We start from the raw sequence: 2161 nt of genomic DNA, 5'->3' as shown, positions 1-2161 counted from the left end.
CCCACCAGTTCCACCTTTTGATACAGGACGGAGCCAGACGTACACGCGTGTTCTATGAACCCCAAGCAACTGAGATACCCTACGAACCCCACCTAATAGATTTATTATTTCCGAAAATTGTTTCATAAGTCATATTGTAGCTTATTTAGGTACAATATCAATAGAAAATGTAACGAAAATCACAAAAGATTTTTTTTCTAACAAAGATATAATGGAAACCATGAATAACATTATGAAAATTTGGCTAAGTGAAGCCTTACAAGAATCTGGATTATCTCAATCATCGCTTGCCAGACAACTAAGTGAGAAGGTGCATCGCCCTATCTACCGCTCTGCAGTTAATAAAATGCTGACAGGTGAACGAGGAATAAGTGCACAAGAAGGTATAGCAATTGAGGAAATCACAAAATACCCACTTCCACGAAAAAAAACTATACCCTTAATGGGTTATGTAGGAGCAGGTTCAGAAATTATCCCCTATGAAGATGGTTGGCTTGAAGAAGTGGAAATGCCCCCATATATTACAAAGGATACATACGCAGTAAAAGTTGAAGGCGACTCAATGGAACCTTTCATTGAGGATAAATCTATTTTATTTTATTCAGAAAACATTTCTCCAAGTTTACTTCTTAATAAAAAAGCAATTGTCTATACGCAAGATGGACGTTGTTTTGTAAAAATAATAAAGCAAGGTAGTAAGCCTGGTTTATTTAATTTAGAGAGTTTAAATAGGTTGTATCCAGAAATAAAAGATATTGCATTAATTTGGGCTGCGCCTATAGACTGGATAAAACCACCGAGATTTTAAAATAGTTAAATCATATGAGCATAATTTTCTTCTTATCGTATATTTCTGTTAAGGAGAGAATTATGCAAATATTTGCAAAATAATCGATTAGAATATTAAAATTCAATGTAATTAGTATTATTAAATCTCTAGCTATTCTAAACATATATCCCTTTTTCAGTAATTACAGTTTTAATTTTCTAAGTGACTTTTTATATTTATGTAAAAAATTTCTAAAATCGGTACATATGTATTGACATGTGTTCCTAAATACGCTACATTGGTATCCATAAGCCACGCACAAACAATTGCCAAGAGGCGTTAGGGAGGAGAAATTATGGAAAATCCAATTCTTATAAATTCTGATGAAATTTTATTAGTTGTCTATAATGATGATCAAAACATTGGTCGGTCTGGACCACTAGATGAAAGCCAAGTTCTAAAAATTATTGACGAGGCAGATGATGCAATCCAAATCTTTCGCATCAATCCTTCTGAGAATAATTGTGAAGATATCTCTGAAGAAATTGCAGAAGCATATGTAAAAGAAAATATCGAACATCTCCACGAGGAGAGTAAAGTTCATGACTTTGTACGCGAGAGTGTTGCTTACCATGACCTTTTATCTGATTTAGCAGACGAAAAATATAATGATGAGATGTATGGTACTTACGAACAACAACACCGTTTGCGCCCATGTGATGTGCTTTAAAAATTCTTAAGGGCGCTTTTAAAAGCGCCCCCTTTAATCCCATCAATATGAGGTTCGTCATGGAAACGTTTATTGCTACTCAATACAACACTATTCAACATCAAAAGGTTCAAACTATTAGCGCTCGTGATTTATATACCTTTTTAGAGGTAAAAACTGAGTTTAGAAAGTGGATAACAAACTGTATTAAAGAACTTAGCTTTAGAGAAGATGTCGACTTTATACTTTCTACTAAAAAATTATCAAATTCCTCATGTGGAAATCCTTTTAAAGATTATGCTCTCACTTTAGACACAGCAAAACACATTGCCATTTGTGAACCTGGTCTCAAAGGTAAACAAGTGCGTGAATATTTTCTGAAATGCGAAAAAAAAGCAAATTCAAAAATCGATTATTCAAATCCTGAAACATTAGAAGATTTCTTAAGACATCTAAGACAGCAAATTAAGCACAATGACAATGTTGTCACAGCGAACGGAGTGAAGCATGCGTAATTTTATTACAACATCTGAAAGCAATTTTCAAAACACAACAATTCCAACCATGTCTAGTCGTGAAATTGCAGAGTTATGCGGTAAGCAACATGCGCATATTATGCGTGATATTCGACAAATGTTAGGAGAATTATATCCTGAAGGGGGTCAATCCAAATTTGGATCCAC

Annotated in this window: 4 protein-coding genes; all 4 read left to right on the top strand. The window is 34.1% G+C overall.

The features are described from left to right. Nucleotides 1-211: 211 nt before the first annotated feature. The gene (locus tag PVV60_RS10280; protein WP_273719164.1) at nt 212-808 is read left to right on the top strand and encodes a S24 family peptidase; all 597 of its coding nucleotides are present in this window, start codon (nt 212-214) and stop codon (nt 806-808) included. Between the two features lie 316 nt (nt 809-1124). Further along, nucleotides 1125-1499, top strand: coding sequence for a hypothetical protein (locus PVV60_RS10275; RefSeq protein WP_273724649.1), 375 nt, complete (start codon nt 1125-1127; stop codon nt 1497-1499). A gap of 59 nt (nt 1500-1558) precedes the next feature. Continuing rightward, a complete protein-coding gene (locus PVV60_RS10270; RefSeq protein ID WP_273724648.1) occupies nt 1559-1993 on the top strand; it encodes an antA/AntB antirepressor family protein in 435 nt (144 codons plus the stop codon). Further along, the coding region (locus PVV60_RS10265; protein ID WP_273724650.1) for a Rha family transcriptional regulator at nt 1986-2161 on the top strand (176 nt) is incomplete at its 3' end. The genes PVV60_RS10270 and PVV60_RS10265, both read left to right, overlap by 8 nt.

Origin of the sequence: Bartonella sp. AU18XJBT (assembly GCF_028618595.1) — a bacterium.
GTDB lineage: Bacteria > Pseudomonadota > Alphaproteobacteria > Rhizobiales > Rhizobiaceae > Bartonella.
The sequence above is the reverse complement of the archived record's forward strand: the minus strand, read 5'-3'. Positions and strand labels throughout refer to the sequence as shown.

Coding starts and splice junctions, on each gene's coding strand:
- PVV60_RS10280 (WP_273719164.1), top strand. CDS start 212: ATGGAAACCATGAATAACATTATGAAAATTTGGCTAAGTGAAGCCTTA.
- PVV60_RS10275 (WP_273724649.1), top strand. CDS start 1,125: ATGGAAAATCCAATTCTTATAAATTCTGATGAAATTTTATTAGTTGTC.
- PVV60_RS10270 (WP_273724648.1), top strand. CDS start 1,559: ATGGAAACGTTTATTGCTACTCAATACAACACTATTCAACATCAAAAG.